23 protein-coding genes are annotated in these 26,692 nt (G+C 50.8%); 13 read left to right on the top strand and 10 right to left on the bottom strand.

Annotated features, from left to right (window positions below):
• Positions 1-1,003: 1,003 nt before the first annotated feature.
• Positions 1,004-2,617 (bottom strand): bacillithiol biosynthesis cysteine-adding enzyme BshC, encoded by a 1,614-nt coding sequence (gene bshC / locus RIC19_RS07140; protein ID WP_350177613.1) that lies wholly within the window; start codon positions 2,615-2,617, stop codon positions 1,004-1,006.
• Between the two features lie 193 nt (positions 2,618-2,810).
• Between bshC and glpK the strand changes: the two genes are divergently transcribed.
• Genes glpK through selD form a run of 3 tightly spaced genes read left to right on the top strand, consistent with a single transcriptional unit; the run spans position 2,811 to position 6,389 of the window.
• Positions 2,811-4,310, top strand: coding sequence for a glycerol kinase GlpK (gene glpK, locus RIC19_RS07145; RefSeq protein ID WP_350177614.1), 1,500 nt, complete (start codon positions 2,811-2,813; stop codon positions 4,308-4,310).
• Positions 4,311-5,351, top strand: a complete 1,041-nt coding sequence (mnmH, locus tag RIC19_RS07150) for a tRNA 2-selenouridine(34) synthase MnmH (RefSeq protein ID WP_350177615.1) — start codon at positions 4,311-4,313, stop codon at positions 5,349-5,351.
• Positions 5,352-6,389: a selenide, water dikinase SelD gene (selD, locus tag RIC19_RS07155; protein ID WP_350177616.1), complete on the top strand. Its 1,038-nt coding sequence runs from the start codon at positions 5,352-5,354 to the stop codon at positions 6,387-6,389.
• A gap of 61 nt (positions 6,390-6,450) precedes the next feature.
• Here selD and lpxB read toward each other — a convergent pair whose 3' ends face one another.
• From lpxB to surE, 3 genes are read right to left on the bottom strand one after another with little or no spacing between them, the layout of a single operon-like run.
• Positions 6,451-7,587, bottom strand: a complete 1,137-nt coding sequence (gene lpxB / locus RIC19_RS07160; protein WP_350177617.1) for a lipid-A-disaccharide synthase — start codon at positions 7,585-7,587, stop codon at positions 6,451-6,453.
• Positions 7,584-7,886 (bottom strand): hypothetical protein, encoded by a 303-nt coding sequence (locus RIC19_RS07165; protein ID WP_350177618.1) that lies wholly within the window; start codon positions 7,884-7,886, stop codon positions 7,584-7,586. The genes lpxB and RIC19_RS07165 overlap by 4 nt, the downstream gene beginning before the upstream one ends.
• Positions 7,887-7,889: 3 nt before the next feature.
• A complete protein-coding gene (gene surE, locus RIC19_RS07170) occupies positions 7,890-8,663 on the bottom strand; it encodes a 5'/3'-nucleotidase SurE (protein WP_350177619.1) in 774 nt (257 codons plus the stop codon).
• A gap of 165 nt (positions 8,664-8,828) precedes the next feature.
• On the opposite strand from surE, the gene hemH reads away from it, so the two are divergent.
• A complete protein-coding gene (gene hemH, locus RIC19_RS07175; protein ID WP_350177620.1) occupies positions 8,829-9,902 on the top strand; it encodes a ferrochelatase in 1,074 nt (357 codons plus the stop codon).
• Positions 9,903-9,975: 73 nt separating this feature from the next.
• Positions 9,976-10,905 carry a citrulline utilization hydrolase CtlX gene (gene ctlX, locus RIC19_RS07180; protein ID WP_350177621.1) on the top strand — a complete coding sequence of 310 codons (930 nt, stop codon included), beginning with the start codon at positions 9,976-9,978 and terminating at the stop codon, positions 10,903-10,905.
• Positions 10,906-11,007: 102 nt separating this feature from the next.
• Here ctlX and RIC19_RS07185 read toward each other — a convergent pair whose 3' ends face one another.
• A complete protein-coding gene (locus RIC19_RS07185) occupies positions 11,008-11,328 on the bottom strand; it encodes a DUF3467 domain-containing protein (protein WP_350177622.1) in 321 nt (106 codons plus the stop codon).
• Positions 11,329-11,414: 86 nt separating this feature from the next.
• Here RIC19_RS07185 and RIC19_RS07190 point away from each other — a divergent pair, with 86 nt between their 5' ends.
• Positions 11,415-12,191: a class I SAM-dependent methyltransferase gene (locus RIC19_RS07190; RefSeq protein ID WP_350177623.1), complete on the top strand. Its 777-nt coding sequence runs from the start codon at positions 11,415-11,417 to the stop codon at positions 12,189-12,191.
• 41 nt (positions 12,192-12,232) lie between these two features.
• On the opposite strand, the gene RIC19_RS07195 is transcribed toward RIC19_RS07190, so the two are convergent.
• From RIC19_RS07195 to RIC19_RS07205, 3 genes are all read right to left on the bottom strand, one after another.
• Positions 12,233-13,774 (bottom strand): zinc-dependent metalloprotease, encoded by a 1,542-nt coding sequence (locus tag RIC19_RS07195; RefSeq protein ID WP_350177624.1) that lies wholly within the window; start codon positions 13,772-13,774, stop codon positions 12,233-12,235.
• Between the two features lie 243 nt (positions 13,775-14,017).
• Positions 14,018-15,517, bottom strand: a complete 1,500-nt coding sequence (locus tag RIC19_RS07200; RefSeq protein WP_350177625.1) for a zinc-dependent metalloprotease — start codon at positions 15,515-15,517, stop codon at positions 14,018-14,020.
• A 103-nt stretch (positions 15,518-15,620) separates the two neighbouring features.
• Positions 15,621-17,159 carry a T9SS type A sorting domain-containing protein gene (locus tag RIC19_RS07205; protein WP_350177626.1) on the bottom strand — a complete coding sequence of 513 codons (1,539 nt, stop codon included), beginning with the start codon at positions 17,157-17,159 and terminating at the stop codon, positions 15,621-15,623.
• 330 nt (positions 17,160-17,489) lie between these two features.
• On the opposite strand from RIC19_RS07205, the gene mdh reads away from it, so the two are divergent.
• The 7 genes from mdh to RIC19_RS07240 all read left to right on the top strand — a co-directional run bounded on the left by mdh (position 17,490) and on the right by RIC19_RS07240 (position 24,464).
• Positions 17,490-18,422 carry a malate dehydrogenase gene (gene mdh / locus RIC19_RS07210; protein ID WP_350177627.1) on the top strand — a complete coding sequence of 311 codons (933 nt, stop codon included), beginning with the start codon at positions 17,490-17,492 and terminating at the stop codon, positions 18,420-18,422.
• 254 nt (positions 18,423-18,676) lie between these two features.
• Positions 18,677-19,231, top strand: a complete 555-nt coding sequence (locus RIC19_RS07215; protein ID WP_350177628.1) for a SelL-related redox protein — start codon at positions 18,677-18,679, stop codon at positions 19,229-19,231.
• Between the two features lie 198 nt (positions 19,232-19,429).
• The gene (locus RIC19_RS07220) at positions 19,430-20,530 is read left to right on the top strand and encodes a vWA domain-containing protein (RefSeq protein ID WP_350177629.1); all 1,101 of its coding nucleotides are present in this window, start codon (positions 19,430-19,432) and stop codon (positions 20,528-20,530) included.
• 126 nt (positions 20,531-20,656) lie between these two features.
• Positions 20,657-21,511: a hypothetical protein gene (locus tag RIC19_RS07225; protein WP_350177630.1), complete on the top strand. Its 855-nt coding sequence runs from the start codon at positions 20,657-20,659 to the stop codon at positions 21,509-21,511.
• An 85-nt stretch (positions 21,512-21,596) separates the two neighbouring features.
• Positions 21,597-22,253 (top strand): alpha/beta hydrolase, encoded by a 657-nt coding sequence (locus RIC19_RS07230; RefSeq protein WP_350177631.1) that lies wholly within the window; start codon positions 21,597-21,599, stop codon positions 22,251-22,253.
• 304 nt (positions 22,254-22,557) lie between these two features.
• Positions 22,558-23,712, top strand: coding sequence for a sensor histidine kinase (locus tag RIC19_RS07235; protein WP_350177632.1), 1,155 nt, complete (start codon positions 22,558-22,560; stop codon positions 23,710-23,712).
• On the top strand, positions 23,709-24,464 hold the full coding sequence (locus RIC19_RS07240; protein ID WP_350177633.1) for a LytR/AlgR family response regulator transcription factor: 756 nt from the start codon (positions 23,709-23,711) through the stop codon (positions 24,462-24,464). Before RIC19_RS07235 ends, RIC19_RS07240 begins: the two co-directional genes overlap by 4 nt.
• Positions 24,465-24,474: 10 nt before the next feature.
• On the opposite strand, the gene RIC19_RS07245 is transcribed toward RIC19_RS07240, so the two are convergent.
• Together RIC19_RS07245 and RIC19_RS07250 are read right to left on the bottom strand one after the other, a co-directional pair.
• Complete coding sequence (locus RIC19_RS07245; protein WP_350177634.1) at positions 24,475-25,539, bottom strand: arginine-tRNA-protein transferase; 1,065 nt, start codon at positions 25,537-25,539, stop codon at positions 24,475-24,477.
• 59 nt (positions 25,540-25,598) lie between these two features.
• On the bottom strand, positions 25,599-26,687 hold the full coding sequence (locus tag RIC19_RS07250) for a GNAT family N-acetyltransferase (protein ID WP_350177635.1): 1,089 nt from the start codon (positions 26,685-26,687) through the stop codon (positions 25,599-25,601).
• Positions 26,688-26,692 lie beyond the last annotated feature (5 nt).

Below are 26,692 nucleotides of genomic sequence, written 5' to 3' on the forward strand. Positions count from 1 at the left end.
AAACTTAGCAGTACCAATGTCTTGACTAGCCAAGGGCTATCCAAAATTGGAGTACGTACCAAAAAAACATTTACTGACTAGAATTTAAACCTGGAAAAACACCAATTACACCATAGCTAAAAGCCATAGTGGTTTTTTTTGAAGGGAACTCTGATTATCCAGAGCCAAGGGGACGGTGGGGCAAGATGATTGCTACTGTTTTGTAGACGCATTAACGCATCACATGTCACAAAGAAACAAATTTTGATCCAAACTTCCAATCAATATTTTGAAGTTTGCTGGGAACAGGTGTACCAAACTATCACTTTTCAAGGGGTACCCGCATACCTTACCTTGTAAACTACTATACGGCTGCAGGTTTGAGATGTTCCAAATTCTCAAGATTTTTTTTGAAAAACCTATCACATTGTAAAATATTGTTATTCGTCTACCTGAGGCACTTGCAGAAAAAAACGCTTATATTACCGCACAAAAAAAATAAGTCGCACTGAAAACAGTACGACTTATCATTCATAATCCCATGAACATGTACGAAAACTAGCAAGAGCTAGTTGAAAAGTATAAATCTTTATATTAAGATCTCCGCGAGCGGAGCTAATCAGTCATTCAAGGTTTGGAGGTAGTTGCCGTATAGCAAGTCAGATTTTCCCAGAATCCGACTTGCTATAAGTGGCAAACTAAAATCCCAATAAATAATCCTAAATTTTGAGAATCCGATTCGTTCATCGTCTTCTATCTTCGTTTGACATTACAAACATCTTAATAAAAACAAGGGATAACAAAGACAAAAACGGGCTATTGTGAAAATAAGTAGACTTTAAATAAATGGACAAGGTTTTTATTTAAAAGAAGTTTGATAGCGAATTGTGAAAAATAAATTAAATTTCTCTCCCGAAATAAGCCCGGAAAAAGACTAAAAAAGGTCGAATTTTGATGGGCGCAACAAAAAAATGCACTGCTGAGCGCGATTCAGCAGTGCATTTTTTGCTTGGCTGGGGGCTGCTTAAGCATCAATCAGCACGACAAACCGGTTGTCGAGCGGGTCCAGCTGCTCAATCAGGGCATCAAAAAAGCCCCGGCCGTACTTCAGGTAGTACATCATAAAATTATCATAGCGCTCCTGCAGCCCGTTATTGGGGAAGAGCTTGTCTTTAAGGGTGCGCATCTGCCCAACGGCCGTATCGTGGCGCTGCTTTTCGGCCCGCATGAGCTTGCCTTCGAGCTGATTGAGGCTATTCATTTGCCGGGCCCCTTCAGCGGCAGCTGCTTTTCTGAGAGTGGGGTCCACTTCCTGCGCCTTAGCTTCCACTTGTTGAAATAAGCCTGCCAATGCTTTCTTTTCGTCTGCCAGGCTGATCTCGTTCTCGGTATGTTTCCTTACGTACTCCTTAATCAGCGCCTCAATGTCTCCAAACATATCTTCCACGCTGAGCTCGAGCTTGTCGAGCCGCTTGCGGGTGCCCTTATCCACGAATAAGACCGAATTGCGGCGGATAAGCATGGGGAAGTTCAGGCCAAAGGCTTCAAATTGCTGCTGACGCTCCAGCCAGTAGGCGATTTCGCCACCACCGCCTATGTAAGCTAGATTGGGGAGGATGAACTCCTGGTAAATCGGGCGCATGACCACATTGGGGCTGAAGTGCTGCGGATTGGCTTTGATTTCTTCCTGAAGGGCGCCCTTGGTCCAGGAAATATCCTGGTTAAGGACCTTGTACTGATCGCCTTCCTGAATAATACGTTCCCGGAAACCATCACCCAGGTAGAAAAAGTTGATATCCCGGGGGTAAGCTTGTTCTGAAAACCCTGCTTCTTCCAGCGCTTTGACAGTTGTCTCCACAAGCGCTTTGGAAGGCTGCTCAAAGATTTCCCGTTCGATATGGGGCACAAATGACGCTTTTAATTCAGGATGGCTGGGATCAAGGATCACAAGCCCGTAGTCTCCGAGCAAACGGTGCGTCAGGTCAAAGGCGACCTGCCCGTACCGGTCTTTGCCCTGCAGCGCCGCCTTCAGTATATCGGTGAGTTCCTGAGCCGCTGGCGAATCACCCAGAATTTCGGTCAAAGTGCCCAGGGCTTCATTAAGGCCGTCTAAAGGCATTTGACCTACCGGCCCGCTGTGGTGGTTCTCCCAGGTTATGGTTTTGCCAAATAGCTGTAGATGGTTGACTTCTTCAAAGTCATGATCCTCACCTCCGGTAATAAAAAGGGGTACAAACTGATAGTCCGGATAAGCCTGTTCGAGTTTGCTGGCAAGGTTGAGCGTGGAAATAATTTTGTAAATGTAGTACAATGGGCCCGTAAAGAGGCTCGGCTGATGAGCAGTCGTTACGGTAAAGGTATTTTCTTCGAGCAGCGCTCCGATCCGCTTTTGCGTAAGGCTACTGACCGTTTTACCTTCGTACTGCGACTTGAGCACACGCACCAGGGTTTCGCGGCGCTTAGTGTCGAAAGTCTTATCCGCGATCACTTTTTCAAAGGCTTCCAGGGTTACGGGGTATTTATAGAAAGGCTTCAATCTGGGGTCGCCCGTGGTGTAGGCAAGATCCCGTTCGGATAACTGCGGTACTTTATCAAAAGATAAAAGTGCTCGGGTCAGTTCTGGCTTAGGTTTACTCATTTAATGTATAAGGATTGGTGGTTATTGATGCTTTTAGAAGAAAGCATATCCGGGGGCAATAGTTGACCATGAACCTTTATTTTTGATTCCGGGAGCCTAACAGGAAATAAGAATGCGATTGCTTGCAGATATGCAGACAATTTATATTTTTGGCATACTACCCTTAATCAACTCATCATTACACCAAATTGATATGGACCAATATATTCTTGCACTGGACCAGGGAACCACCAGCTCGCGGGCCATTCTTTTCGACCACGAAGGCAGTATTGTTGCTTCGGAGCAACAGGAATTTACGCAAATCTACCCCAAAGCAGGGTGGGTAGAGCATGACCCTGATGAAATCTGGAATACGCAGCTCAAGGTTGCTCAGGGGGTTTTGCGGAAGCAAGGTGTCCCCGCTGACCGGATCGCGGGCATAGGGATTACCAATCAGCGGGAAACGGCTCTGGTTTGGGACCGGAATACCGGCGAGCCCATCCATAACGCAATCGTCTGGCAAGACCGCCGTACTGCTCAGATCTGCGATCAGCTCAAACAAGATGGGCACGAGGAGTACCTCCGTGAAAACACCGGTCTTTTGGCAGATGCGTACTTCTCCGGTACCAAAGTCAAGTGGATACTGGACCACGTAGAAGGTGCGCGGGCCAAAGCTGAAGCTGGCGAACTTTGCTTTGGGACGGTAGACTCCTGGCTGATTTGGAAGCTCAGTGGCGGCAAGAAGCATGTGACAGACTACACCAATGCATCACGCACCTTATTATACAATATCAAAAACCTGGAGTGGGACGATCACCTGCTCAAAATCCTTAGTGTCCCAAGGGCTATGCTACCGGAAGTAAAGTCGTCCAGTGAGATATACGCGGAGACCCAGCCCTACCTTTTTGGCAAGCCTATCCCGATCGCCGGTATTGCTGGCGATCAGCAGGCTGCTATGTTTGGGCAGGCTTGCGTAAAACCGGGCATGGGCAAGAATACCTACGGCACAGGCTGCTTCATGCTAATGAATACCGGGCATGAGATGGTTCGTTCTAAGCATGGCCTGCTCACTACGGTAGCCTGTGGTTTGGATGGCAAGCCCATGTACGCGCTGGAAGGCAGTGTCTTTATTGCTGGTGCAGCCATTCAGTGGCTACGGGATGGATTGAAGATCATTGATGAATCGCCCGACTCCGAGTATTACGCCATGAAAGTCCCCGATACCGATGGCGTGTATGTGGTGCCTGCTTTTGCCGGGCTGGGAGCGCCCTACTGGGACATGTACGCCCGGGGCGCGATTTTCGGGCTGACCCGCGGTACAGGCAAGGCTCATATCATCCGGGCAACACTGGAATCCCTGGCTTATCAGACGAAAGACGTGCTCAATGCGATGGAAAAGGATGCTGGCTTCCCGCTCCGTGCTCTTCGGGTCGACGGCGGCGCCAGCGCTAATAATTTGCTGATGCAATTTCAGGCAGATATGCTTGATGTACAGGTGGAACGCCCCAAAATTATTGAGACGACCGCCTTGGGCGCAGCTTATCTGGCAGGATTGGCTACCGGCTATTGGAAACCCGAAGAGCTGGAACAGAAATGGCAGCTCGACATCGCCTTTGAGCCTGAAATGTCTGCCACGGACCGGGACCGTCTATACTCAGGCTGGCAAAAAGCCGTTAAGCGCAGTATGGATTGGGAAAAACACGAAGAAATCTAAATGTCAGCAACCTATATTTCTCCCGCTCAAGCCGTAGCGCAATTGCCGGACGTACCGCTTCTGGACGTCCGCACGCCTGCCGAATTTGAAGAAGCGCACATTCCGGGCGCGCAGAATCTACCCCTCTTTTCGAATGAAGAAAGAGCGGAGGTGGGCACGCTCTACAAACAGGTCAGCCCCAGGAAAGCATTCCTGCGCGGCCTGGATTTTGTTGGGCCTAATATGCGCACTCTGGTGGAAGAAGCCGAGCGAATGGCACCTTCCGGCAAAGTGCAACTCCACTGCTGGCGGGGCGGACAGCGGAGCAGCAGTGTAGGCTGGCTGCTCGATTTGAGCGGGTTCGAGGTGCAGGTCATCAAGGGGGGCTATAAAGCCTACCGGACCTGGGTGCAAGCCGCGCTGTCAGAGGTGCAGGCGCCCTTACTCATTGTGGGCGGCCCGACGGGTGCAGGAAAAACGGAAGTCCTGCAAGCCCTGCAGGCAGCTGGTGAGCAAATTATTGACCTGGAAGGGCTTGCCCATCACAAAGGCTCTACTTTTGGTGCCCTTGGGGAAGAGCCACAACCCACCGTCCGGCAGTTTGAAAACGACCTCTGGCACGCTTATCAGCAACTAGACCCCAACCGGCGGATCTGGTTGGAAAACGAAAGCCGTGCCATTGGGCGGGTATACCTTCCGGAGCGTTTCTGGCAGGTGATGGCTGAGGCCCCACTGTTTAGCCTGGAAGTCAGCCTGGAGCACCGGCTAGACCGGCTGGTACGGCAGTATGCCAACTTCTCTGATGCTCAATTGGCCGAGGCTTTTAAGCGTATCCGCAAACGGCTGGGCGGGCAGCACCTGAACGCCGCCCTGCAGGCCCTGGAAGAGCGCAATTACCGCGAAGCAGCTGAAATCGCACTAGCCTATTACGACAAAGCTTACCAGCATTACACCTTTGAAAAAGTAGGGCGGAAGACCATATTCCCCATGCCGGTAGAAAAGGATGACCCCGCTCAAACCGCCCGTGCCTTAATTGCGTTCGCTAACCAAAAGCAATTCTAAATGGAATACAAACTTACCGAATACAGTCACGGTGCTGGCTGCGGGTGCAAAATCGCCCCGAAAGTACTGGATGAAATTTTGAAGCATACAAAGGAGACGTCACCTTTCCCAGGCTTGCTCGTAGGCAATGATGAGCGGGACGATGCAGCAGTCTTCGATCTTGGTGACGGCACAGCAGTAGTCAGCACAACGGATTTCTTTATGCCGATTGTGGATGACCCGGTAGATTTTGGGCGGATCGCCTCGGTGAATGCGATTAGCGATATTTATGCAATGGGCGCCACTCCACTGGTTGCCATTGCCATATTAGGGTGGCCGATTGACAAGCTGCCACCCGAAGTGGCTAATCAGGTCATAGAAGGAGGGCGGCAGGCTTGCCAGGAAGCCGGTATCCCGCTGGCCGGAGGGCATAGCATCGACAGCCCCGAGCCTATCTTCGGGCTGGCAGTTACCGGCCGGGTGCAAACAGCGCAACTCAAAATGAATGGCGGGGCCAAGGCAGGCGATGTACTCTTCCTGACCAAACCGATCGGGGTGGGGATACTGAGTACTGCACAGAAAAAGAAAAAGCTCAAGCCTGAGCACCGAAATATCGCAAGAGATAGCATGGTGCAACTCAACAAAGTGGGTGCGGTATTCGCCGGTTTGCCTTACGTGCACGCTATGACAGACGTTACCGGATTCGGGCTGCTGGGGCATTTAAGCGAGATGTGCGAAGCCAGCAGCCTGAGCGCTACGGTCAACTTCGGTGAGGTTCCCTTTCTGGACAAAACAGTGCTGGATTATTATCTGGCCGAAAACTGCATCCCGGGCGGTACGCACCGCAACTGGAGCAGCTACGGACATAAGATTGAGGATATGCCTGATGAACAGCGCTTTTTACTTTGCGACCCACAGACTAGTGGGGGGCTACTGACCGCAGTGGCTCCGGACAGTGTTGCTGTCTTTCAGGAAACCGCTAAAACTGAAGGCTTTGACCTCACACCTCTGGGCACGATGGAAGTCCAAAGGGTTAAACTCATCCGTGTGGTGAATTAGAGCGGGTTGGGGATTTGTTCTTCTAGCCGCAAAATTAGCAGGCTAAAGTCCCATCATGCTCTTAATCCGTTGCCCTGGCATACTGTACCATCAAGCGGGCAGCTTTTTGTGATGCGCCGCCCCGACCTATGATGGTTTTCAGCTTTTGGTAGTCTTCCTGCAACTGTTGGCGGCGGCTCCCCTGTAACAAGACCGATAGTTCTTCCCGGATACGCTCCGGGCGGCACTCTGCTTGTATGAGTTCTGTAATGATTTCGCGGTCAGCAATCAGGTTAACCAGGGAAATGTAGTCTACATTTACGACCTGCCGGGCAATGTAGTAGGAGAGGGGGCTGCCCTTGTAACAGACAACCTGAGGTACCTCAAAGAGTGCGGTTTCCAGGGTAGCGGTGCCGGAGGTTACCAACGCAGCCTCTGCATGCTGCAACAGAGCATAAGTTTGGTTATCGACAAAACGGACCCGTTGACCGGCCTCTGCAGAAAGCGGAGCCTGTTGGATGACCTGCTGGTAAAAACCTCGTTCCTGGGAAGGGGCACCGGCAATGACAAACTGATAGTCCGGGAAGTCAGGAACGACTGACAGCATCACATTCAACAGGCGCTCAATTTCCTGCTTTCGGCTGCCCGGCAATAGTGCAATAATAGGCTTATCGGATAGTTGCTGACTGGCCTTAAATCCTTCCGGTGCCTGATAGTCCTGCACCACATCCATCAGCGGGTGGCCGACAAAGTCGACCTTGTAATCGTAGCGGGCGTAGAAGTCTTGCTCAAAGGGCAAAATGACAAACATCCGGTCCACGCTGGCTTTGATGCCGTGTACCCGGCTGCTGTGCCAGGCCCAAATCTGGGGGCTGATGTAGTAATAGACCTTCATGCCCTGCGCTTTGGCCCACTTGGCAATCCGAAGGTTGAAACCCGGATAATCGATCAGAATGAGCACGTCGGGCGCATAGGTCAGAATGTCCTGCTTGCATAGTTTAATGTTGCCGAGGATCGTCCTGATGTTTTTCAGGACTTCCCAGAAGCCCATAAAGGCGAGGTCCCGGTAGTGCTTCACCAGTTGCCCGCCCTGTGCTTCCATCAGATCGCCCCCCCAAATGCGGAAATCCGCAGCGGTATCTTCTGTTTTAAGCGCTTTCATCAGGTTGCTGCCGTGCAGGTCGCCCGAAGCTTCTCCAGCAATAACGTAGTACTTCATGAGAGAATATATTTCCCGAAGTAAATAACCCATGCTGCAACAAGCATCACTGTTGCCAGTACAATACCTCGCATAGACTGGGTAGCACGTTGCTTCATGAATTGATTCAGAGGCAGCAAATTGAGGCAAATGGCAATGACGGCTGAAGTCCGCTCCCGGAAAAAGGGAGAAAAACCACGCTCACTCACTATGCTGTTGTCCTCCAGGATGGAATACCCAAAGTAGATAATGGAAAAACCGACCGCCGGGAGTACCAGTCCGGCCAACAGCCCAAACAGAAGATTGTTTCTTTGGAACATGGCTTACAGGTTTTCGATTTTCTTTAGGGTCTTGAGAGCCTGGTAATTGGTCAGGTCATGCATAGAGGGGACCACCGAGATGTAGTTGTGTTCCAACGCCCAAATATCGGTATCATCGGCGTCATCATCATTGGAGAAACGGCCGGTAAGCCAGTAGTACTTTTGGCCCCGTGGGTCTTCTGCTTCGGTAAACTCCTCAATCCAGCGTGCATCAGCCTGCCGGCAAACGCGCACGCCTTTCAGTTCATCCCGGGGAATAGCCGGTATGTTGACATTCAGGAGGCTGCCTTCTTCCAGCCCATGCTTGAGTACCCATTCAGCGAGTGTTTTAACGAATGGCTTACAGGGCTCAAAGTCGGCCTCATGGGAATAGTCCAGCAAAGAAAGCCCGATTGACGGGATACCTTCCAGAGAAGCCTCCATAGCAGCTGACAGTGTACCGGAATAAATAATATTGATAGAAGCGTTGGAGCCGTGGTTGATACCAGAAAGGCAGAGGTCAGGCTGCCGGTCTTTGAGAACAACATGCTTGGCCAGCTTCACGCAGTCCACAGGCGTGCCGGAACATTCGTAGGCTTCCACATCCTCAAACACCCGCTCATTGGGGTGCAGCCGGATGGGGGCACTGATGGTAATGGCATGGCCCATGCCCGATTGCGGAGCATCGGGGGCGACCACTACCACATCTCCGAGTGATTTTGCGATATCCACCAGAGTGCGTATGCCGGGCGCTGTTATGCCATCATCATTGGTAACCAGGATCAGAGGTCGTTTCATGGAGTAGGTTTTGAGCGGCGCCCATTTTCCAGGCGCTCACCGGGTGAGTGGCCAAAAATACATTAACATGGCCATAAATAAAAACAGGCTTTTAAACTAAGAAAGAGGGCAAGCGTTTGAAAAGTTGATATTCGGAAAAAGGAATATGAAAAACACAGTACAGGTATGACGCGTATTGGTAAGAAAGGGGTGTTAATGGTCAATCTCGGGACACCCGACGAACCCTCCCGGGGGGCAGTGTATCGCTATCTGAAGCAGTTTTTACTGGACCCCAGGGTCATCGATTACCCCTGGCTGCCGCGTAACCTCCTGGTGCGTGGCATTATTGCACCATTCCGCAGCGGCAGTTCTTCCAAGTTGTATAAAATGCTTTGGACGGAGGAGGGCTCTCCGCTGAAATTCTACGGAGAGCGGGTACGCGATGGCGTTCAGGAACTCCTGGGCGATGAGTATGTCGTAGAGCTGGCCATGCGTTACCAAAACCCTTCAATCGGGCATGCCATTCAGAAGCTCGAAGCAGCACTGGTTTCAGAAATCACTGTGATCCCGATGTTCCCTCAGTACGCCTCAGCAACCACTGGCTCCGTGCACGATGCGGTCATGCAGGAGCTTTCCAAGCGGCAGATCATCCCGGATGTCAAAATGGTCAACTCTTATTACGACCGACCAAGCATGATCAAGATCTTTGCAGATAATGCGCGGCAGTTTGATCTGGACAGCTACGACCATATTATTTTCAGCTACCACGGCTTGCCGCAGCGGCAGCTCCGGAAGGGCGACCCCACCAAGAGCCACTGCACCAAGAAGGAAAACTGCTGCATGAATATTTCGGCTGCCAATCAGTTTTGCTATTCGGCTCAGTGCCACGCTACCACAAAAGCGATCGTTGCAGAGTTGGGCCTGAAGCCCGAGCAATACACGACTGCTTTTCAAAGCCGTCTCGGGCCGGAAGCCTGGGCACAGCCGTATACGATCAAGACCATTGAGGAACAAGCTGAAAAGGGCGGAAAACGCCTGCTGGTATTCAGTCCGGCTTTCGTAGCTGACTGTCTGGAAACCATTATCGAAATCGGTACCGAGTATCAGGAAGAATTCGAAGAAATGGGCGGAGAGCATGTAGATTTGGTACCCAGCCTGAATGATGATCCCCGTTGGATTCAGACCGTAGCCGACTTGGTTTTGGAACAGCAACCTACCACCGTCGAGGCGCGGGCCACTGCTGCTGCACCGGGGCAATAGACCTGGTAAAAATAAAGAAGGAGGGGCTCCCAAAGTCCCTCCTAAATCCTATCTTCGCGGAAAAAATAAGCCCGTGAAAGAACGCCAAATAACCAACCACTTACTTATGGTGCGCCCGGCGCATTTCGGCTATAATGCCGAAACCGCTCTTAACAATGCTTTCCAAAGCGAAGACCCTGATCTCTCTGCCGGGCAGGTACAGTCCAAAGCCCTTCAAGAATTTGATGAGTTTGTTGCCCGGCTGCGCTCCGTTGGCATAAAAGTCCACGTTGCCGAGGACTCTGAAGCGCCCCTCAAGCCGGATGCGGTTTTCCCTAACAACTGGGTCACCTTTCATCAGGATGGCACCGTCGCCACTTACCCCATGCACGCCCCGACCCGCCGCCTGGAGCGCCGCGAAGAGGTGATTGAGCATTTATCGGAATCCTTTCAAGTGGGCAAACGAGTGCATTTTGAGCACACAGAAGTAGCTCACCGCTTTCTGGAAGGCACTGGCAGCCTTATTCTTGACCGGCCCAACCGCATTGCCTATGCTTGCCTGAGCCCGCGGACAGAGGAAGCCTTGCTGGACGAGTTTTGCGCGAAGCTGGGGTACGAAAAACTTGTCTTTCGGTCAGTGGATGGCGAGGGGCAGGCTATTTACCACACCAATGTTATGATGGCGCTCGGTGTCGACTTTGTGGTCATCTGCCTTGAGTCCATCCCTGAGCCAAAGGAAAAGCAGGCGTTAATGAGCAAGTTTGCGGCAACGGGAAAAACGGTCATTACCATCACCCTGAAACAAATGATGGCTTTTGCGGGCAACATGCTGCAAGTAGCCGGGGAAGGAGGAACGCCTTACCTTGTTATGTCTGAGCAAGCTTACCAATCACTTACACCGGATCAGGTGCAAATCATTGAACAGCACACAAAAATACTGCATAGCCCGTTATATACCATTGAGCAGCACGGCGGCGGTAGTGCCCGTTGTATGATGGCGGAAATTTTTCTGGAACCCAGATAGCAGGAAGGCAGGACCTGATTCTAGCCGGTTACGGGCCCTAACTGAGAGCGTGTTGGGAAGTCCAAAATCCCAACACGCTCCAAGAGCTGCTGTGTTTAGCCTCTAAGCCTGTGCCTTTGGCGTATTAAAGCTCATTGGAGGGAAAGGTGGCTGTCCGGACTCATCGATAGGGCCGAACTGGGCTTCAAACTTCTGGACGTTTTCCTGCAGGGCTTTGAGCATACGCTTGGCATGCTGAGGGGTCAGGATGATGCGGGACTTCACCTTGGCTTTGGGCACATTGGGGACAAGGCGCACGAAGTCAAGTATGAATTCGGAGTTGGAGTGTGAGATGATCGCCAAATTGGAGTAAACCCCTTCGGCTACCTCTTCCGGTAATTCTATATTGAGTTTATTCTGGGGGTTCTTTTTCTGGTCTGCCATGTTATGGAACTATTTTTTTGGTCTTTGAATTTCTAAAGGCAGCAATATCGCAATTAATCTCATCCCTGCAAAACATGGACCCTTACTTGAAAGCAAATCGAGAACTCTGGGACGCCTGGGCGAGCTTCCACCCGCAGACCGAAATGTACCGTATGGAAGCCTTCCGCAACGGGGCCTCTTCCCTGATGCCGTTGGAGTTGCAAGCTTTAAGCCGGGTTGAGGGAAAAAGCCTGCTGCACCTGCAATGCCATTTCGGGCAGGATACGATTTCCTGGTCAAGGCTGGGTGCCCTTGCAACAGGAGTCGATTTTTCCGGAAAAGCCATTTCTACTGCCCGTACACTGGCCACGACGCTGAACGCCGATACAGACTTCATACAGTCGGATGTACTAAACCTTGACCTTGGCAAGTGCTTTGATATCGTCTTTACTTCCTACGGCGTACTGGCTTGGCTACCGGATCTCAGGCGGTGGGGGGCGGTAGTGGCTCAGCACCTTAAGCCCGGCGGGGTGTTTTTTATCGCGGAGTTCCATCCCGTCCTGATGATGTTTGACTTCGGGACGGGCAAATGCGCTTACTCCTACTTTAAGTCTTCTGATCCATATGAAGAATCGGTTGAGGGTTCCTATGCCAATCCGGAAGAGGGCACAGCGCGCACGGAATATACCTGGAGCTACAGTTTAAGCGAAGTTATCAGCGCCCTGACGGAGCAGGGGCTGGTGCTGGAGTCGTTTGAGGAATATCCCTATGCTCCTTACAATTGTTTTCCGAATATGAAGCAAAGGACAGACGGAATGTATGAGTCTGTACTTCTGGCAGGTGCACCGCACTTGTTCACGCTCAAGATGCGAAAGCCCGGATAGCCCCCGGTACCTAAAGTTGCAGAGTGTCCGGGGGCTAAGCGTTATTCGATAATGACCTGTTGGACAGCTTGTCCGCTTGTAGTTCGTACCGTCAGGAAGTACAAGCCTGCTGGCCACTGCGCCGTGGGTATACTCAGGGTATGCCGGCCTGGACTGCGGTCAAGGGAAGCTTCCCAAAGCGGTTGGCCCAGACTACTGTAAAGACTGAGGCTCCCTTTCAGAGGCGCTTGCGCTGTGAAGTCCACAGTGAGGTCCTGGCCAGCTCCCACTGGTTGAGGATAGGCGCGGAATGCGGTCAGGGGCCCAAGAGACTGTACACTGCTTACCTCTGAGGTATTGAACGTGCCCCCGTCAACAACCGGAGCGCAGAAAGAATAGCTATTGAAAGGCGTGATTCGCCAGTAGTAAGTCCGGTTGCCCACTAGGTCGGTGACAAGAAGCTCCGTGCCTTCGACCACGTACTCAGACCGGATGCCAAAGGTGGGCAGCGGGCTAACCTGAAGGATATAATGCGAAGCATTGGCGACGGGTGACCAGGAAAACAGTACTTCATCAAATGGTAATTCTGCCCCTTCCACTGGAAATAGAAAAGTAGTGACCGGGCCGGCTACGGGCTCCAGAGGTGGAGCATCAGAAATCCAGTCCGGGTTTTCGTCGTAAAGGTCAGCTCTCATCGCCGCAATTTGCTCCCCGGTGAAGCGTGCCTGGCAGGCATCATCTGAATAGCCCATGATCAAGCTGCCATCAGAGCGGAAGGTTGCACCGGTCGGGTCCGTCTGTATGGTCGGGCTTTCGCCGTTAACGTCGCAGAACCAGCGCTGAGCCAGGTAATCTGGTGCGGTATCACAAAACCCGTCGGCAGCAAATGTGCAGTTGCTACCATCTGTAAGTTCCACATAAGCCGTGTCAATGATCAGAGTGTCTTCAATCAGGGTATCCTGAAAAAACGTATAGTCGTAGGTAATGGTCTCCGGAGCCGGGTTATTGTAATTATGGGTGACAGAACCATCGTAACTGACGCCGCCCTCCCAGCCCAGGAAAGGGTGGGGGATGGCCAGAGCATGCCCGATTTCGTGCGCCCAGGTATTGTCATTGGGGCCGGAGCAGCTTTTACGCATGGCGATGCCTGCATAGGGGAGGTTGTAACCACAATTGCCAGCGGGATCGTTGACGAAGTAAATATTCAAGGTGCCATCAACGTTGTTGGCAAACATCATTTCCGCTCCTTCCAAAACAGTCTCATGGGAGTACCATGCCGAATTCATCAAATAATTGATCTCACCCGCCATGAAAAACTGAATGTTGGCTTCCTGGAAGCTCTCGTTCAGCTTACAAAACGCAGCTTTTAATCCGGAAAGAGCGAAGAAGCCAGCTCCGGAGTCAGTGCCCACGATGTGTATGGTAAGCGGCACATACAAAGTAGTGTCGTTGTCCCGCTGAAAGGCCTGAGGGTTGCGCTGATAAGCTTTCAGCCATGCTGATTTACCTGCCGGGGTGCCGCAGGGGTGATCCCAGTTAGACTGGGCCACAGCTATGCCAGCGAAGCTAAGCGCCAAAACAATAGTGAATAGAAGTCTTGCCATCGGTTTATATTTTTTCTATCTAACAAATAGGCTTGATGCGTTCTGCATTGATGCCCAATACCTCTCAAATTTAATGCAAAAGTTGCTCCACATATCCCCGATTTAGAGCAAACGATCGTTGATAATCAAAGGGTTGCCAGCAGAAGTGCTCCTCCAAACATGCTCTTAGAGGCTATTCATCTCTAAAGGTAAAGAACTTGCCTAAGAATCACCGGGCAATTTGGCGGCCTGATCCTAAAAAACTCATCGGGCGAGGGTTACTTTTTCCACCCATCGGCCATCCTTGCATACCAGCTCTAGCAGGTAAAAACCGGGAGATAGGTGGTCCGCAGACAAAGAGGTATTATTGATGCCCGCCCGGGTTTCAAACGCTGCAGTGCGCACCACTTGCCCGCTGCTGTTGATCAGGCGCAGGGTAGCTCTTCCTCCTGAGGGAAGTGTGGCGCTGATTTGCAGCGGCCCAGCTGATGCGCTCAGGGGCTGAGGGAATACCTTTAAACCAAAGTCCCCGGCTTCCCATTCAGTACTATTCACGAAAGTCCCGACACTGAAGGAACGAGGTTCGCTAAAAGTGGTGCAACCATCGTAACGGCCAAAAGGGCGCACCCGCCAAATGTAGGTCCGGTTAGATTGCAGGTCGTTTAAGGTCAGGCTATTGGTCGTTGTAGTGTAGCTGCGGTAATTGATGGTTAAGCCATTGAACGGCACGTAGAAGTCGAAGTCTATTGCATAACCGATGGCCCCGGCCACTGCTTCCCACTGCAGGGTAACCAAACTGGTGTTGCCAAATACGGCCCCTGAATCCGGTGCAAGGAGAGCAGTTTGCAAAGTGTCTGAAATCAGGTCAGGAATAAAAGAGTTGGTGGTCAGGCCGGGCCGCTGGAATTGGATATTAGCCCGCATAGCAGCGGTTTGTTCTTCCGAAAAGCGGTTCATGCAGCCATCACTAGCGTAGCTCATGAAGAACGTACCGTCCGACCGGAAGGTGGAATCTTGCGGGTCTTTTTGCTGCACGCCGCTGAGGTTCTGACTATTGCATGACCATCGGTAACTGAGGTAGTCGGGTGGCGTATCACAAAAGCCATCGCCGGAATCATTGCAAAAACTGCCATCCATACGTTCCACCCGCCGGTTATTGATGAATTCAGGGGTTGTGCTGGATGGGCTGTAGTCGGTCCCTTCCCATCCCGAGAAAGTATGAGGCAGAGAAAAGAAATGCCCTAATTCGTGCGCCCAGGTGTGGCTGTTGGGCCCGCTACACCCCTTTGACATGGCAACGCCGTCTGCGCCCGGTGAAAAATATCCACAAGCACCGGCAGGGTCCTGTACGAAATAACAGTTGACGGTATTGGGGACGTTGTTGCTTTCCATCATTTGGAAGCCCTGCCCGAAGTTGTGCCGGTAGTAGGTAGAGTTATTGATGTATCGGATGTCTCCGGAGATGTAGAATTGCAAGTCAGTGGGCAGGAAGTCCTCATTGAGGATGCAAAGGGCACTGGCCAGTTGTTCGCCGGTGAAAAAGCCCTTGCCTTCGTCCGTCCCTACCAGATGTATGGTCAGGGGAATATAAAGGAGCTCTCCCGACCGGACTGCGTAGTCTTCCGGTGCCCGCTGATAGCTCTTGAGCCATTCGCTGCGGCCAGGAGGCGTAGCACAGTATTCGTTGGATGCCTGACCGGCCAGTTCGGCAGAGCAGCCAATCAGCAACAGGAGAAGAGGGATGAATTGTCGAAGTAGAATCATTTAGACTATGAGTTATATTTTAAATATTAATGCCCAACAAACGAAGTAGTTTATTGGGCATTAATTTGAAAACAAAGATTGTCAGCACCTTACCAAAACGCTGTTATTCTGTAACAACCAGGCGTTTGAATTGCCGCCCCGCATTGCTAGTCAGTCCGACAAGATAGACACCGGGAGCCAGCTGCTGAGCCGGGATTTCAAATTGGCTGCTGCCTTGCTGTACCTGCACTTCACCAAGCTGAGCGACTTCCTGTCCGGCCAGGTTATGAATGGACAGGATGGCCTCGAATGCCTGATTAGCTTTCAGGCTCACCTGAATGTCTGCCTGCCCGCTGACGGGATTAGGAGCCACCGTGAAGATATCAAGCAATTCAATATCCCGGGCTGAAACTGTACTGCCTGTGGTAAAAGCCTCCGCTTCTGAGAACTCCGTGCAAGTCCGGTAAGCGCTAAATGGGCGCACCCGCCAGAAGTAGTTCGTATTCTCCAGGAGGCTGTTGATGACTTTGGAGTTGCCGAAGACTACTTCATCGTACACCATGAGGGAGGCGGAGAAAGTTGGCAGACGGGAGATCTGCAACACATATGCCTGAGCGCCCGGCGTGTCTTCCCAGGAAATGTTGACAGCATTGAAGCTCTCTACGATCTCATTGTTGATTGGAGCGCTAAGCACCGGAACCTCTGTGATTTCATCAAGGACCGGAGTGTGGTTACTCCGGATGTAAGAGCGCTGAGAAGATTGCAAATCTGCCTGCATGAGCGAAATCTGGTCATTAGAGAAGAAGTACTCGCCCCTTGGGCAGTTGAGGAAGTAGCTCATAAAGAGGCGCTCCTCCGGATCAATGTCTTCGCCGTTGCGATCTTTGACCACTGTGGTGAAGCTGCAGTTGTTCCAGCCAAAACCAAAGTTGTAGTTGGGCGGTGTATCACAGATGAAATCGCCGGCACTTCCGCAGTTGCTGCCATTCACCAATTCTACTGGTGTGAAATTATCAGGTGCCGTAGTCTGCATAACGGTACTGCCGTGGGTTGCAACGTCCCAGGGCTCAAAGTCCCAACCATTGAAAGGGTGGGGCAAGCTAAAAAAGTGCCCGAACTCATGTGTAGTCGTAATCTCAGAAGTACCGATGTCGTTTTTACGGATAACGAGCCAGTCTTTGAAAGGCGAGTAGTAGCCGAGGGTAGTTCCTATACCCCCGCCTCCGGTATTGGCATTCGCCGGGATGAAAACGTTGATGGCGTTGTTGTCTTTTTCGAACTCCATGATGGTGTTCTGCGTGTTGGAATGGTTTTCAAACACGGCGTTGTTGAAGATTTCGTTAAAGCCATCTTTGATGTAAAACTGGATATCGGCGGGTGCGAAATCTTCATTCAATGCACAGAGCTGATCGAGCACCCTCGATGGGGAAATACGCCCGGCACCATTTGCCTGTCCAACGAGGTGGAACTTGACCGGGACATAGGTTGTACTCCGCTCTGTGATCAGGCCCGCTTCCAGGGCCGCTTTATTTTCCAACAGGCGCTCGGTAATGAGTTGTGCACCTTCATGGTCGACGCCGCAGGGCGGGTGGACTTCCTGCGCCTGAGCAGCGAATACAGCAGTCAGGGCAAAGGAGAAGAGAAAAGATAGTCTTTTGAACATTAGCTGAATACTTTTGTCAGATATAAGTCCTCAACGAGGAGCCAAAATTTGTTTTGATGATGCGTTCCCAACGGGGTGTTTGGGATTGCAAAAGTAGCAAAAAATTAAAATCCGAATTGTCTCACAGCAGGCAAATTTGAGCAGATTTTAAGGAAGGCTACCCGAAGGGTGGGGTTCAGCCCAAGGCTTTACAGGGTTTATGCCAAGACAGGATTAAGGCTAAAAACGCTTCTAAAGCTCTGGAAAATTCGTTAGTTTTGCGCGGATAGCCCGCTTGGGGCGCTCGCACGTAATCAACACGATAACCAATAAAAATCACAATAAGATACCATGAGTAAAGTAACCGTAGTTGGCGCTGGTAACGTAGGCGCTACTTGTGCCAATGTATTGGCCCATAAGGATCTTGTCAACGAAGTCGTCCTGCTTGATATCAAAGGCGATATGGCGCGCGGTAAAGCGCTGGACAGCTGGCAGCAGGCACCTATTGATTACTATAGCACGCGACTAGTAGGCACCGAAAACTATGCCGACACGGCTGATTCGGACATCGTTGTTATCACAGCCGGCATTCCCCGTAAACCTGGCATGAGCCGTGACGACCTGATCGCAACCAATGCGAAGATCGTTAATATGGTATCCGGCTCTATCATGGAGCATTCCAAGAACCCTATCATCATCGTGGTTTCCAACCCGCTTGATGTTATGACCTACGCTGCATTCAAAGCGTCTGGCCTGGACTCGTCCCGCGTTTTTGGTATGGCCGGTATTCTGGATACGGCCCGTTACCGGGCTTTCCTGGCTTCAGAGCTGAATGTTTCCCCAAAAGATATACAGGCGGTGCTTATGGGCGGCCACGGTGACACGATGGTGCCACTGCCCCGTTACACTACAGTAGCCGGTATTCCTGTGCTGGAACTCATTGACGAAGACAAACTGGATGCTATCGTACAGCGCACGAAAGTGGGCGGTGGCGAACTGGTGAAGCTGATGGGCACTTCTGCCTGGTATGCACCGGGCGCAGCGGCTGCACAAATGGTAGAATCGATTATACGCGACGAGCAGCGCATCTTCCCTTGCTGCGTGCGGTTGAACGGCGAGTATGGCCTCAACGACATGTTCCTCGGTGCACCGGTGAAGTTGGGTAAAAACGGTATTGAGCAAATCATCGAACTTCAGCTGAACAGCGATGAAAAAGCACTCCTCAACGAATCTGCAGAACACGTGCGCTCAGTGATGGAAGTCTTCGAAAAGATGGACATCTGATCGGTTTTACCGTAACCCAATCAACAAAGGGGCTCTGCAAAATCAGCAGGTGCCCCTTTGTTTTTCCTGATTCTCTGTCTTTTCGGTAAACAGCTCAGTTTTTATTGCGATATTTACCTCTATTCAATCCAAAGAGGCGCCCGTAAATTTGGGCACCGAAATCATTGAATAATTTTATGACGACAGGGAATTTTAAATATCGTCAAAACATTGTTTAGTGAACCGATGTTGATGGTTATTGTAAAATGAAAACTATGGAAGCCAACCGCTTAGTTGAAAATGAGCTGCTACATGAAATGGTTACCAACGAAAGGGCAAGCTTAAAAGCTCTATCGGAAAGTAAGCCCGTTTTGCTGGTTTTTCTGAGGCACTTTGGCTGTACGTTCTGCCGGGAAGCGCTTTCTGAAATTTCGGAGGAGCGGGAAAATATCGAAGCTTCAGGGACAGAGCTGGTATTCGTTCACATGACCGAAAACGAAATAGCAGAGCGCTACTTCAACCGTTACGGATTGGAAGGCGTGCAGCACATCAGTGACCCTGAGTGTAAATACTACCTGGAGTTCGGGCTGGTCAAAGGTAATTTTACGCAGCTCTTTGGGCTGCAATCCTGGATCCGCGGCTTCTCTGCGGGGGTGGTTGCCGGTCATGGTATCGGTCCTCAGTTGGGAGATGGCTTTCAAATGCCGGGTGCTTTTGTGATTCAAAACGGAGAAATCAAAAACAGCTTCATCCACAAACTGGCCTCCGACCGGGTAGATTACCTGGGCATGGTCAAATGCTGTGAAGTGGAAGACGACACGCCGGCCTGACTGGCGTTAAATATCGATAAGCCGCCGTCGCTCTGAACTTTTCAGGGCGACTGCTATTTCAAGACTTGGAGCATGTTAGCATTCTGTTCCTTCTCCAAATCTGGAAGCCTTTGCCGATGATCGGCCCCGGGCGTTTCGGTGATAATGAGTACCCCTTTCACACTGCGTTGACCTCCTACTTCAAAAAAAGATTAGACTATGATCGGCTGGAAATTCTCAGAATACATACCCGGACAAGAAGATGGGGCGTCCTTTGAAAATCTGCTAAAGCTGTTTCAGGAACTGCTCGTTCATACTTCAGGAGACGTAAGCGAGGCGCTTTCCTGGCTTACGGAGCTGGACAAACAGTATGACCTGACCGATGATAACTACGGGATGGCTGATTTTATTCAGGACCTGATTGACAAAGGCTATATTCAACAGCAGGACCGGGATAATGCTAATTTCGTGCCTTCATCAAAGATGGAAATCGCACTGCGGCAAAAAGCGCTGGAAGATGTATTTGGTAAGCTCAAAAAGTCCAAGCGCGGCAACCATAATACCAATTTCGGTGGGGCAGGGGATGAAGCCACGGCAGACCTCCGTCCCTTTCAGTTTGGCGATCCCCTCGATCAGCTGGCTGTTTCGGAGAGCCTCCGCAATGCACAGATCAACCACGGCATCGACGAATTCAAGCTTACCCACGATGACCTGGAAGTAAAAGAAACCTTTTACCAGAGTCAGATGAGCACGGTGCTCATGATCGATATTTCCCACTCCATGATTCTGTATGGTGAAGACCGGATTACGCCCGCTAAAAAAGTAGCGATGGCCCTTTCCGAACTAATTACAACGCGCTACCCTAAAGATACGCTAGACGTTATCGTTTTTGGCAATGACGCCTGGCGCATCGAAGTTAAGGACCTGCCCTATCTCGAAGTTGGGCCTTATCATACCAATACCGTTGCTGGGCTCGAATTGGCCATGGATATTCTCCGCCGGCGGAAGAACCCCAACAAACAGATCTTTATGATCACCGATGGTAAACCCACCTGCATAAAAAAGGGGAAGCGGTACTACAAAAACAGCTTTGGGCTGGACCGGACCATTGTAAACCGGACCCTCAATTTGGCACAGCGCTGCCGTAAAATTGATATCCCCATCACGACTTTCATGATTGCCCGTGACCCTTACCTGCAAAATTTTGTGGAGCAGTTCACACAGGCGAATAACGGCAAAGCTTTCTACAGCAGTCTTCAGGGGCTCGGAGAGTTTATCTTTCAGGACTACAAGAGCAATAAAGGTAAGCGCCACCGCTAATCTTTGTGCAGGCAGGAAATATGATATACGGTGTGATCGTTATGGGAATAGTCTAAAAACACAACTATGATTTCCAGGCTGTTCCCTTTTGCAATATTTGCCTTTCTGTGCTTTCAAAGCCTAGCTGTGGCGGCGCAGCCCCTTACTGCAGAGGAGCGTACTTATTTTGAGGTGGTAGAAGACTCTCTGATGAGCCTTTCCAAAACGCTGCTCAGAGATACCGTTGCCGGGCACCGGCTGCAGGCTGATGCGCAAATCAAAGCCCTTTTGCAGGAGGCCCTCACCGCCGATAAGGCTTTTCAGTATAAATTCCAAGCTGTCAGAGGCATCTCCATTCAGTACCCGCAGGACAGCACCTTCCGGATTTTCTCCTGGCAGCTCTACGTTAGCGAAAACGACTATCGTTACGGCGGTTTCCTCCAAGTGAATACCGCTGAGGGCGGAGTGTACGCACTGGAAGACCATTCTGCCGAAGTGCGGATGCCCGAGCACGAAGTGATGCAGCCCGATTATTGGTACGGTGCGGTTTACTACAACCTGAAGCAATTCGGGAACAAGCGGGACCGGCACTATTTGCTTTTTGGCTTTGACGGCTACGAGCTGTTCCGGAAGCGCAAATTAATTGATGTGCTGGTATTTAAAGACGGTAAGCCCCGGTTTGGCGCTCCGGTCTTTGAGCACGGCCCCGGAAAAGTGAAGCACCGTATCGTCAGGGAGTACTCCGCTGAAGTCAGCACCCACCTAAACTACGACGAGGACCTAGAGATGATCATGTTTGACCACCTCATCGGGCAGAACGGCCCACACGGAGAAGGGCTCACTTACTACCCCGATGGCAGCTATGAAGCCTACAAGCTCAACCGTAAGGATACCTGGGAATACACCGAAAAAGTCTTTGACCAGGTTTCTGAAGAAGCGCCCCGGCCTTCCCCAATTCTGGATAGCCGGAAGAAAGATATCTTTGGGCGCGGCAATCAATAGTGGATGGTCTTGGAAGTACTTGAGCGCAAAAGTACAGCAAGGCCAGGGCATCAAAGCGTAAAACACGCTCTAAAACCATCCAAATTTGATAGAAGAACACCACCTCAGCGTTCAAAGAACGGCACGGCTCTACACTATGGGGCAGTTATCAGCACAGACTAATTGCCTGGTGATCGCTTGTCATGGCTACGGGCAGCTTGCCGGTCATTTTATCCGCAAATTTGATGTGATTGCCCGTCCGGACACCATTATTGTTGCCCCCGAGGGGCTTTCCCGTTTTTACTGGGGCGGGCTGTCGGGCAATGTAGTGGCGAGTTGGATGACAAAAGAAGACCGCCTGGCAGAAATTGCCGATTTCTCTGCCTACATGACGCAGGTGTACGAGCGTTTCACAACAGGCCTGCCTGCGAAGGCACAGATTGTACTTCTGGGCTTTTCCCAGGGCTGTGCAACGCAACTCCGGTGGATGGCCCGCGCGAAACCCGCTTTTTCTGACCTGGTACTATGGGCAGGCAGCATACCGGAAGATATCGACTACGGACCCGTACAATCTTACCTGGATGGGAAACCTCTCCATTTTGTTTACGGAGACGAAGATCCTTTTATTACCACCGAACGGGTGCGAACCCAAACCGAGCTTTCCCAAAGGCTCCCAATGAAGTATCAAGTCCACAAATTCTCAGGCTCACATAGCGTAGACCGGGAAGCCTTGAAAGCGCTTTTCCAGCAAATACGGCCCTAATGACCGGCAATCTTATCTGGTGAGGTGGACGATTCTAAGGCTTTGATGCTACGTAGAGAAAGGGGGCATAAAGCGCTGATTTGCAACGTAAAGGTGCTCCAAACACACTTCTAAAGCAGCAGAAAAACAAATCCGCCAGTGGGTGTTAAGCCACGCTGGCGGATTGTCGGGAATGCAAATCTGTATCTTGGAGCCCGTTGGGGCTTACTATCAATTCATAAACAATTACTAATTTGCCACTTACTGACAGCTATTTCAAACTATTGTAGCAGATAGCCCTAATTTTGTAGCAGAGAACGGAAAAATGAAAATCACGCCCGCCCAAAACCGCCTCTATGAAGCACTTCGAAGGGATTTAACCCAGCACCTGGTGTTTGGAGCCGTAGTCCTTATCGTCATATTTTGCTTCTTTGCCGTCCACGCCTGGTATCAAGGCAAGGCGGAGCTTTTGGACACGTTCGGCTATCAGCGGGAGGCGTTTTGGAAGGTCTTCCGGGAGGCCTTGGCGTATACATTGATGATGGGCGTGCCGGTTTACTTTAATTTGTTTTTCGTGTATCAGGGCCGGCTGCAGGACTTTCTTACCCGCGGAATAGCGGATAAGGCCTGGGTGAAAAATGGCTCCTTTTATCTTTTCCTGTTGCTAAGCCTGATTACTGCCGTTATCTTTTCCTTCATCTACGCGCCGGTCGTGCACAAGGTCTTTGATATCATTGAACAGCAATGGTACGAGCTGGTCATCGCGATCATGGTCTTTATTCTCTGTACCACAGGAATTTCCTACACCAAGGATGCCATTGAGCGCAGCCGGGAGCTGGAGCGCAAGGACCGCCTGGATATCATCCGGCGGCGGCGGGAAGCAGAGCAACAGCTCAACTTCATCAAGCGGCAGATCCGGCCGCACTTTCTATTCAACACCCTGGCCAATCTACAGATACTGGCGCACCGGAAATCCGAAGGGCTGCCTGATCTGATCGGAGAGCTTTCCCGCCTGCTTCGGCACCTGGTTTATCAGACCAATGAGCGTTTTGTGCCCCTTCAGGACGAGCTCCGTTTTATCAGGAGTTATGTAGAGCTGCAACGCCTGCAATTGAGCACAAAGACAGTCCTGGATTATCAGGAACAGGGGCCGGTGCCACAGGGTGCCCGCATTGCCCCTATGATTCTGCTGCTATTTGTAGAAAACTGTTTTAAGCATTACAATAGCCGGGGTAGTGATGAGAAGCTGATTCAAATTCATTTCACCATTGAAGGTCAGTGGCTGAAGGCTTGTATCCGGAATACCTTCAAACCCTATGCCCGCAACGAAGGCACCGTGGGAGGGCGTGTTTTAAAAAGCGGTATTGGCATGTCTGCCGCGCAGGAGAATCTTGAGCTGATCTACGCGGGGCGCTACCTGCTGGAAGTGAAAGAAGAGAGCCCTTATTATACCGTCAATCTGGAAATCCCCGTGTTATGAATGCACTTTACTCTTTTATCATTGTTGAGGATGTTGCATTGCAAAGAGAACACCTGATTGATCTGCTGCACAGCCGGCTTGACCTCAGGCTGTTGGAAGCCTTCGACAACGCAGAAGATGCTTTCTTGTACCTCAAAGACGATCAACAGCCTCCCCCGGATATTATTTTTCTGGATATCGAAATGCCGGAAGCCAGCGGTTTCAATTTACTTGAGGTTACCCAACAGCTCCCCCAACAGCCGAAGGTCATTATCACTACCGCCTTTGCCGAATATGCTGTAAAGGGGTATGATTACAACCTGTCCGGCTATTTGCTTAAGCCCATCGAGGAAGAACAGCTGAACAAAGCGGTGCAAAAGGTGATACAGCAATTAGAGCGCGACCGTACCCCGGCTATGCCACATTTACAGGACCCGCACTTGCTGATCAAAAGCAAAAGCAAATGGGTGAAGCTAGGCTATGACGAAATCCTTTATGTAGAAGGTGCAAATGTCGATGTGCGAATTGTAACGCCTGCCGGCACTTACCTGACCCGGGACCGGATCAAGAATTTGCAACAAAAGTTGCCATCTGATAGCTTTATGCGTATACACGATAGCTTTTTGGTTAATCTCACCCACATCAGAAGTTATGCCAGCAACTATACGTTTCTGGAACTTCGCTCAGTACCAGATGGTGCGGCAAAAAAGCTGCCCGTAGGCCCTAAGTACCGCGAGCTTTTTCGCGAAAGCGTGGGCCCCAACACGCTCTAAGCAATACAGACTACTCTAAATTAGCTTCCTGCAATAAAGCCTGAAGCAGGTGAGAGGGGGTCCGGCTCTCTTCCAGCATGCGTTCCATAACCAAAAGTTCGACAAAGTTAGATCGCTTGTCGAAGGACTCCGTATAAGAGTGGTTAAAATACAGCTGAAGGTCATCAAACAGCGTAGCTACAAGGAGTTTGTATGAGGATACGCCCGGATCATAAACGATAATCAGGAACCTCCGGTTGTTCGACCGGGGCGAGCAAAGCAGAAAAACAGGGTAGTCGAAGTAGGGCGCGCTCCAGAAGCCAAACAAATTAGCTTCGAACAACGGATAGTTGAGCAGCTGGCTTTTGTACCCCTTATGCCTGAGGTATTGCTGCATTTCCTGCAGCCGGTTGTTCATAAGGCTCAGTGGGGTGTTGTCTTCATTGAGTTTGCTGTAGGGGCGCCAGGCGTGCAAGCTCAAATCAAAATATTCGACATCGCCAATCCGGAGTTTGTAATCAAATCGGGGATAACCCGGCACAATATAACCAGGATAATAAAAAAGTAAATTGTGCTCCAGGGAATACTCGATTTCTTTAAGCATCGTAAAAAGGCCTAAACTGTGTTTTTTATACTCCGGGTCATAGATGCCCATAATACTGGCTGAGCTGTGGTGACCAAGGTCGAAATAGCTCAGGGCAATGAGTTTGTCTTTGTCGTAGACCCGTACCTCATAGGTCCTGAAGATGTTAAAGTCCTCGCCATCCATCAATGCATCGCGCAGGGTAGGGGCAAGCATGCCAGAAAAAGAGGCTTTATAACGACGGTACAACCGCTCTTTCTCAGGCGTAATCGAGGCTTTCCCGACTTCCGACTCAAAGCGGTCACTGACCCGGCGGTAGGTTTTCCGCAGGCTTTTCCGGAACTGATAACCGGAAAGAGGCAGGCGAACCCAAATGGCGGAATAGTAAGAGCGGCCAAAGCAGAGAAAGTGAGTGGTAAAAACAGTCTGCCCCATTCGGTACCAACCACGAGAAAGGTAAGCATCCAATTCTTCTGGCAGCAGTAATTCAGGATAATGTTTCTCTGCAAACATGTTAAGCTCTTCTTGGGGCGATATTAATAATAAATCCTTGAAATAACTGTCCTGTAAGGCTATAAAAAACTGGCTTTCCTTATTTCTCTTTGCAAGAGGGAGACAGCAGGGGCGAGTTCAAGCTCTGGTTCCTTAACTTCCATGATCGCAATAGGATACCCTGTGGCGTCTGGACGGTCGGTCATGATTTTTTCATAGGTTGGAACATGATGGACACCGATCCCAAAAAATTTAATATCCAGAATAGCATACTGCTGAGTTTTCGGCACAAATACAGCTACGGGGCAGAACCGGGCCGGTTCAGGTGCGGAAAGCAATAGAATTAGCGGGAACTCCAGGTAGGGTAGCGGTTGGTTATCAAAAAATCGGATATCGAACAACGTATATTCCATCAGGTGGCTTTCAAGCCCGACCTGAAGGAGTCGGTGCTGCAGCTCCTGTAGTGCGTTACGCATCTGATTGATGGGGACGTCTGCCGGCATAACTGAGCCTTCCGGGACCCAGCGTTGCTGTTGCAGCAGAAAGTATTCTAAAGGGCCTACCCGCTTTTTGTAATCAAATTCCGGATAATCGGGCACTACGTAGCCCGGATAAAAGTAGGACCGCCCGGTTTGCTGCGCATAGCCGATCTCTTCCAGCATCGTAAAGAAGCCGAGGCTGTATTTGCGCCACTTCGGGTCGTAAATGCCCTGACTGCTGTAGAGGCTTTTTTCGCCCAGATTAAATACACTGAACGCTGCGAGTTCGCCCTCCTGATACACTTTCACACAGCGGGTATCGAAGGTAAAAGGCCCTTCCGGTTCGCTTTGATACCGCTCCAGGTCAGCCAGTGGGCGGTCCGGGAAAAGCGCCTGGTATTTACTGTGGACCTCTTCCATCGCTTCGTCCCAAACCAGGGGCTCCCCTGCTGTGACCCGAAAGTGCTGATGTACTTTGCGGTAGAGCCTGTTCAGGCTTTTGCGAAAAGTATAGCCCTCAAGGTTGAGCCGGGTCGGGATGGTAGAGAAAATACGCCCGTCCGTTTCCGGAGGGAACCGCATGAAGTGGGAAGTATAAATAGATTGCCCCGTGCAACGCCACCCCGCTTTGAGGTAGACGTCCAACTCAGGTTGAGATACGCGTTCAGGATAACGAATTCTGGAATGCATCGCGC

The organism is Phaeodactylibacter sp., assembly GCF_040219495.1.
GTDB lineage: Bacteria > Bacteroidota > Bacteroidia > Chitinophagales > Saprospiraceae > Phaeodactylibacter.

Coding starts and splice junctions, on each gene's coding strand:
- bshC (WP_350177613.1), bottom strand. CDS start 2,617: ATGAGTAAACCTAAGCCAGAACTGACCCGAGCACTTTTATCTTTTGAT.
- glpK (WP_350177614.1), top strand. CDS start 2,811: ATGGACCAATATATTCTTGCACTGGACCAGGGAACCACCAGCTCGCGG.
- mnmH (WP_350177615.1), top strand. CDS start 4,311: ATGTCAGCAACCTATATTTCTCCCGCTCAAGCCGTAGCGCAATTGCCG.
- selD (WP_350177616.1), top strand. CDS start 5,352: ATGGAATACAAACTTACCGAATACAGTCACGGTGCTGGCTGCGGGTGC.
- lpxB (WP_350177617.1), bottom strand. CDS start 7,587: ATGAAGTACTACGTTATTGCTGGAGAAGCTTCGGGCGACCTGCACGGC.
- RIC19_RS07165 (WP_350177618.1), bottom strand. CDS start 7,886: ATGTTCCAAAGAAACAATCTTCTGTTTGGGCTGTTGGCCGGACTGGTA.
- surE (WP_350177619.1), bottom strand. CDS start 8,663: ATGAAACGACCTCTGATCCTGGTTACCAATGATGATGGCATAACAGCG.
- hemH (WP_350177620.1), top strand. CDS start 8,829: ATGACGCGTATTGGTAAGAAAGGGGTGTTAATGGTCAATCTCGGGACA.
- RIC19_RS07185 (WP_350177622.1), bottom strand. CDS start 11,328: ATGGCAGACCAGAAAAAGAACCCCCAGAATAAACTCAATATAGAATTA.
- RIC19_RS07195 (WP_350177624.1), bottom strand. CDS start 13,774: ATGGCAAGACTTCTATTCACTATTGTTTTGGCGCTTAGCTTCGCTGGC.
- RIC19_RS07200 (WP_350177625.1), bottom strand. CDS start 15,517: ATGATTCTACTTCGACAATTCATCCCTCTTCTCCTGTTGCTGATTGGC.
- RIC19_RS07205 (WP_350177626.1), bottom strand. CDS start 17,159: ATGTTCAAAAGACTATCTTTTCTCTTCTCCTTTGCCCTGACTGCTGTA.
- mdh (WP_350177627.1), top strand. CDS start 17,490: ATGAGTAAAGTAACCGTAGTTGGCGCTGGTAACGTAGGCGCTACTTGT.
- RIC19_RS07215 (WP_350177628.1), top strand. CDS start 18,677: ATGGAAGCCAACCGCTTAGTTGAAAATGAGCTGCTACATGAAATGGTT.
- RIC19_RS07220 (WP_350177629.1), top strand. CDS start 19,430: ATGATCGGCTGGAAATTCTCAGAATACATACCCGGACAAGAAGATGGG.
- RIC19_RS07235 (WP_350177632.1), top strand. CDS start 22,558: ATGAAAATCACGCCCGCCCAAAACCGCCTCTATGAAGCACTTCGAAGG.
- RIC19_RS07240 (WP_350177633.1), top strand. CDS start 23,709: ATGAATGCACTTTACTCTTTTATCATTGTTGAGGATGTTGCATTGCAA.
- RIC19_RS07245 (WP_350177634.1), bottom strand. CDS start 25,539: ATGTTTGCAGAGAAACATTATCCTGAATTACTGCTGCCAGAAGAATTG.
- RIC19_RS07250 (WP_350177635.1), bottom strand. CDS start 26,687: ATGCATTCCAGAATTCGTTATCCTGAACGCGTATCTCAACCTGAGTTG.